The following is a 5,448-nucleotide window of genomic DNA, read 5'->3' as shown; positions in this document are numbered from 1 at the left end:
TGGCCCGCCGCGAGCGCCGGGACGCCGAAGCGGACGCGCGGGCGGAGCTGGCGTCGGTCGCCGCGGTGCTGGCCCAGCAGATCATCGACCTGGACGGGCGGTTCGCGCGGGAGAAGGGCAAGACCAAATTCACCCGCGGCTACCGGCGCCTGGTGTCGGACTACGCGAACCTCCTGCCCCAGCTCGGCGGCGAGACGCCGGCGCTGCGCGCCCGGGCCGACGAGCTGCTGGCCCGGGCACGCAAGCTGGCCGCTCAGGTGCCGTAGCGGGATTTGACGATCGACGGCGTGTCGAGGTTGTGGCCCGCGTCCATGTTCTGGGCCAGCCGGAGGTACTGGCCCTCGGCCCACATCAGCGGGCCCGCGCTGCCGGTCGGGCGGCCGAGCCCGAAACACCCGACGTCGCCGCGGTCCCAGACCTGCTCGGGCACGAAGTACCCGTCGTTGGCCGAGTCCGCCATGGACTTGAGGTACACCGCCGCCGAACGGCCATTGGCCAGTTCGTACTGGCCGCGCTCCCCCGACAGCACCGGCCACAGCCTGCCGAACCGCTGGCTGCCGCCGGCCGGCCAGCCGCTGCAGTTCGCGGTGCTCTCGCCGTAGTTGTCGTGCGGGTAGCGGTGGAAGTAGACGTCGCCGTTGGGCAGCGTCACCTGCATCGCGGAGTTGCCGTCCGACGCCGCCGCGGTCGGGGCGACCGAGTTGGCGATGGTGCCGTCCCCGGCCGGGCGGATGCCGAGCCGCACCAGGTCGAGGAAGCCGAAGTCGGTCACGTCGTGCTCGTAGAAGCAGCCTTCGTCGAAGCAGATCGTCGCGCCGTCGTTGGGGTTCCCGGCGCGGTCGAGGCGTTCGTAGTAGGTGTGGCCGCCCCAGTAGCCGGACGTCGTGACCGTCCAGCCGGCCAGGGAGTTGCGCCACGAGTCCGCTGTGGACTCCCACGTGGCCGCGCTCGCGGTGTCGCCGTTGGCACGCGCGATCGCGCCCGCGGCGATCAGGCCGGCGATCTCGGCCGCGACCGACGACGGCGACTTGCCGTACTGCTCTTCCCACCGCTCGGTGGTGTCCGGCCCGGTCGCGGTGATGTGGTTCGCCGTCGTCTTGACCTTGGCGTAGGTCGAGGCGTCGGTGAGGCCGGTCAGCCACGCGAGCAGGATAGCGTCGGCGTCCTGGTCGAGCTGTTCGCAGCAGCCGAGCTGCTGGGCGCTCGCGCCGGCGACCCCGGAAACCGGGCTGTAGCGCGGGAACGAGCCCGCCGGGTACGTCATGCCGTCGCCGGCGGTCGGGCTGCCGATCCACTGGGAGTTCCAGAGGAACTGCGCCATCCGCTTGGCCTGGGCGCTGTCCCCCGCGGCGAGCAGACCGGTCGCCTGCTGGTAGAGGTCGCGGCCCCAGACGCGGTGGTAGCCGTCGTTGAGCTGGTCGCCGTTGGTGAAGTTGCCCCACGGCGTGGCCAGGCCGGCGACGCTCGCGCCCGGGTGCTGCTTGTCCTCGGCCGTCTTCAGCGCCATCGCGGCGACGTAGTAGGCGCGCCGCCGTTGCGTGTCGCCGGAGACGCTCGCGGGAGCGGGTTTCAGGCTGCCGACGTAGGAGTTCCAGCCGCTGCGGTAGGACGCCGAGACGCTGGAGAACCCGGTGCTCAGCGACCCGCTCGCGGCCGAGGTCGCGGCCGCCGCCGTGCTCCCGAAGCCGAGTGCGACGGTGAACGTGGTGTCCGTGCCGACCGGGATCTGTCCGCATTGGACGACGTTGCCGTTGCCCGAGACGTTGTCGAACTGGTTGTTCAGGTTCTTGTCGGCGCGCAGGTCGGCCAGGCAGTCGCTGCCCGCGCCGGTGTAGCCGTTGTCGTGCGCGGTGAAGCCGGTCGAGGCGCGCAGGGCTTGCACGACCGTGGTGGCGGTGCCGCCGAACAGCGTCTCGGTGCCGCTCGCCACGAGGCCGTTGCCGTCCCACCAGGCGTTGTCGTTCGCGCCGCCGCCTGCCATCGACGGGTTGGCCAGCAGGTAGAGCCGGTAGCTGCCACCGTCGAGGGACTGGAACCGGGTGTTCGTGACGAGCGTCGAGCGGGCCGGGTCCGTGACGTAGTCGGTGGTGATCCGGTACTTCCCGCTCTTGGCGGTGTTGGTGACGGTGTACTGCAGCGCCTTCTCGTCGGGCATCGTGACGACGTGGTTCGTGTTGTCGCGTTCCAGGTCGACGAAGGTCGAGCCGTCGGTGACGACGAACTGCATGTCCTGGGTGTTGGGGACGTCGGCGCGGGGGTAGAAGACCTCCGACGTCACGCCGTCGGCGACGGTGAACCACACCGGGCTGCCGGACGTCGTCGAGGTGCCCAGCGCGGACTTGTTGCCGGTCGCCCAGGACGCCCCGCCGCCGCAGCAGTCGGTCGCGGTGCCGCTCGCCAGGGCCGTCCCCTGGACGAGCCCGGCGAGCAGAACACCCGCTCCCGCGCAGGCCAGGACCGCTTTCCACCTGATCATTTCCGACCTCCGACGGCGTTGTCGTCAATATGTTGCGAGCCGCAACATATTGAGCCACCGACGGGTGACAAGCAATGTCCGATCAGACTGGATCGATCCAGCCCTGCGCCGGACGGCGCAGTGGCGTCACCGCTCGCTGTCGAGGTGGCCGAGCTGCGCCTCGGCGTACCGGCCACCCGACGCGGCCCCGGCCGGGACGGCGGCGTCGATCTCCGCGAGGTCGGCTTCGGTCAGTTCGACGGCTTCGGCGCCCAGTGATTCGGCGAGCCGGACGCGGGTCCGGGCACCCACCAGCGGGACGACGTCCTCCCCCTGCGCGGCGACCCAGGCGATGGCGAGCTGCGCGGTCGTCACACCCTTCGCGGCGGCGAGCTTGCCCAGCGCGTCGGTCAGCTCCAGGTTGCGGTCGAGGTGCTCGCCCTGGAACCGCGGGCTGTGGCCGCGGAAGTCGTTCGCGGTCAGTTCGCGCGACGGCGACCAGTGCCCGCTCAGCAGGCCGCGCGACAGGACGCCGTACGCGGTGACACCGATGCCGAGCTCGCGGGCGACCGGCAGGATCTCCGCCTCGATCCCGCGCGAGAGCAGCGAATACTCGATCTGCAGGTCCGAAATCGGGTGCACGGCGGCCGCCCTGCGCAAGGTCTCGGCGCCGACTTCGGAGAGCCCGATGTGCCGGACGTAGCCAGCCCGCACCAGCTCGGCCAGCGCGCCGATCTGGTCCTCGATCGGCACCGCCGGGTCGAGCCGGGCCGGGCGGTAGACGTCGACGTGGTCGGTGCCGAGGCGGCGCAGGCTGTAGGCGAGGAACGTCTTGATGGCCTCCGGGCGGCTGTCGTAGCCGAGCCAGCTGCCGTCCGGGCCGCGCAGCGCGCCGAACTTCACGCTGATCACGGCCCGTTCGCGGGCGCGGCCGCGCAGCGCGTCGCGGAGCAGCAGTTCGTTGTGGCCCATGCCGTAGAAGTCCCCGGTGTCGAGCAGGGTGACCCCGGCGTCGAGGGCGGCGTGGACCGTGGCGACCGACTCGGTTTCGTCGGCCGGGCCGTACAGGTCGGACATGCCCATCAGGCCGAGGCCGAGGGCGGAGACGGCCGGACCGGTCCGGCCGAGGGTGCGGGTACGCATGGATGACCACTCCTGTTTCCGTTGATACTCGACTCAACGTATCACCGATACCGAAGTAGTGCTACCGCAGTTTTGTTACCATTGGAATCATGGTGACGAAGACGGCGACCAGCCCGGCGGCGGAGACCCGCGAACGGATCCTCCGAGCGGCGGCCGAACTGCTGGCGGCGGAGGGCCGCGACGGCCTCTCGACCCGCGCGGTCAGCGCGGCGGCCGGCGTCCAGCCCCCGGCGCTGTACCGGCTCTTCGGCGACAAGGACGGCCTCCTCGACGCCGTCGCGGCGTACGGCTTCGACGAGTACCTGACCAGCAAGCGCGCGATGGGTTCGACCGGGGACGCGGTCGAGGACCTCCGCCGCGGCTGGGACCTGCACCAGGAGTTCGGGCTGTCCCGCCCGGAGTTCTACGTGCTCATGTACGGCGACGCCCGCCAGGGCCGCACGTCGCCGGCCGCGCGCGAGGCCGAAGCGATGCTGCGCGAGATCATCGAGCGCGTCGCGGCGGCGGGCCGGTTGCGGGTGAGCGTCGAGCGCGCGGTGCGGCTGGTGCACGCGACCGGGATGGGCGTCGTGCTGTCGCTGATCGCGACGCCCGAGGCCGAGCGCGACCTCGAGCTTTCCGCGACGGCGCGGGAGACGGTGCTGAGCCGGATCCTGACCGACGCCCCTGAGCCGGTGGGTTCGGCTTTGCCGGAGCGGGCGATCGCGCTGCGCGCCGGTCTCGCCGAGGCCACCACGCTCAGCGACGCCGAGCGGGTGCTGCTGGCGGAGTGGCTGGACCGCATCGCCGACTCCTGAGCCGTGTGGCGAAGGTCTTGAATGAGTCATTCAGGACCGCTGAAGACATGAATGACTCATTCAAGACGCTGGAGGCGGGTCAGCGCGCCAAGTGATCTCCTACGACCCGCCGAGCCAGCCACCGCACGCCGGCTACCGGGCCAGGCGGCCGGCCGCGACCCGCCGAGTCAGGCGGCCACCCAGCGCGACTTACCTGGCCAAGTGATCGCCCGCGACCCGCCGCCCCAGCCGGCGCAGCAACGACGCCGCCTCCGCCATGCAGCGGGCCGGGTCCGGCTCCACGTCCGTCAGCGCGTACGCCCCCGAGATCCCCGCCCCCGCCAGCTCCGACGCCGACAGCAGACACCTCCCGGAAACCGCGACGCACGGGATCCCCGCGGCCGCCGCCGCCCGCGCCACTCCGGCTGGTGCCTTGCCGGACAGCGTCTGCCGGTCCAGCGACCCCTCCCCGGTCACCACCAGCGAAGCCCCGGCCAGCGCGGACTCGAACCCGAGCAGCTCCAGCAACAACGAGATCCCCGGCCGCATCCGCGCGCCCAGCACCGCCATCGCCGCGAACCCCACTCCCCCGGCGGCCCCCGCCCCGGGCCGGTCCGCGAACTCCGGCCCGGCGATCGACGCCCAATGCCGCAGCGCCGAATCGAGCGTCTCGACGTCCGCCGGCGAGGCGCCTTTTTGCGGCCCATAAACAAAAGCAGCCCCGGACGGCCCATAGAGCGGATTGTCCACATCGCTCGCCAGCTCGATGTCCACTCTGGACAGACCCGACACGTCCAAAGAGGCCAGCCGCGCCAAGGCCGCACCGCCGAACGGAAGTTCACGCCCCGAGGAGTCCAAGAGCCGCGCACCCAACGCGGTCAGCAAGCCCGCACCGCCGTCGGTGCACGCGCTGCCGCCCACGCCGAGCACGATCCGGCGGCACCCAGCGGCCACCGCCGCCGCGATGACGTCGCCCGTTCCCACGCTCGTCGCCGTGAGCGGCGCCGGCGACGAAGGCAACCGGTGCAGCCCCGACGCCTCCGCCAGCTCGACCACCGCCGTGTCCCCGCGAAC

Annotated in this window: 4 protein-coding genes and 1 pseudogene; 2 read left to right on the top strand and 3 right to left on the bottom strand. The window is 71.9% G+C overall.

What is annotated here, in order from left to right:
• Positions 1-266: pseudogene (locus tag G3I65_RS36575) on the top strand (hypothetical protein); the annotation flags it as partial.
• Here G3I65_RS36575 and G3I65_RS36570 read toward each other — a convergent pair.
• Together G3I65_RS36570 and G3I65_RS36565 are read right to left on the bottom strand one after the other, a co-directional pair.
• Complete coding sequence (locus G3I65_RS36570) at positions 254-2,476, bottom strand: glycoside hydrolase family 15 protein (protein ID WP_160700151.1); 2,223 nt, start codon at positions 2,474-2,476, stop codon at positions 254-256. The pseudogene G3I65_RS36575 and the gene G3I65_RS36570 sit on opposite strands and share 13 nt — an antisense overlap.
• A 126-nt stretch (positions 2,477-2,602) precedes the next feature.
• Positions 2,603-3,598, bottom strand: a complete 996-nt coding sequence (locus G3I65_RS36565; RefSeq protein WP_160700150.1) for an aldo/keto reductase — start codon at positions 3,596-3,598, stop codon at positions 2,603-2,605.
• Positions 3,599-3,687: 89 nt separating this feature from the next.
• Here G3I65_RS36565 and G3I65_RS36560 point away from each other — a divergent pair, with 89 nt between their 5' ends.
• A complete protein-coding gene (locus tag G3I65_RS36560) occupies positions 3,688-4,395 on the top strand; it encodes a TetR/AcrR family transcriptional regulator (protein ID WP_160700149.1) in 708 nt (235 codons plus the stop codon).
• Positions 4,396-4,584: 189 nt separating this feature from the next.
• Here the strand turns inward: G3I65_RS36560 and G3I65_RS36555 are convergent.
• On the bottom strand, positions 4,585-5,448 hold an 864-nt coding region (locus G3I65_RS36555), incomplete at its 5' end, for a glycerate kinase (RefSeq protein WP_160700148.1).

Source organism: Amycolatopsis sp. SID8362, from assembly GCF_010550475.1.
GTDB lineage: Bacteria > Actinomycetota > Actinomycetes > Mycobacteriales > Pseudonocardiaceae > Amycolatopsis > Amycolatopsis eburnea.
Note: the sequence above shows the minus strand (reverse complement) of the source record. Positions and strands in the feature narration are given on the sequence as shown.

Coding starts and splice junctions, on each gene's coding strand:
- G3I65_RS36570 (WP_160700151.1), bottom strand. CDS start 2,476: ATGATCAGGTGGAAAGCGGTCCTGGCCTGCGCGGGAGCGGGTGTTCTG.
- G3I65_RS36565 (WP_160700150.1), bottom strand. CDS start 3,598: ATGCGTACCCGCACCCTCGGCCGGACCGGTCCGGCCGTCTCCGCCCTC.
- G3I65_RS36560 (WP_160700149.1), top strand. CDS start 3,688: ATGGTGACGAAGACGGCGACCAGCCCGGCGGCGGAGACCCGCGAACGG.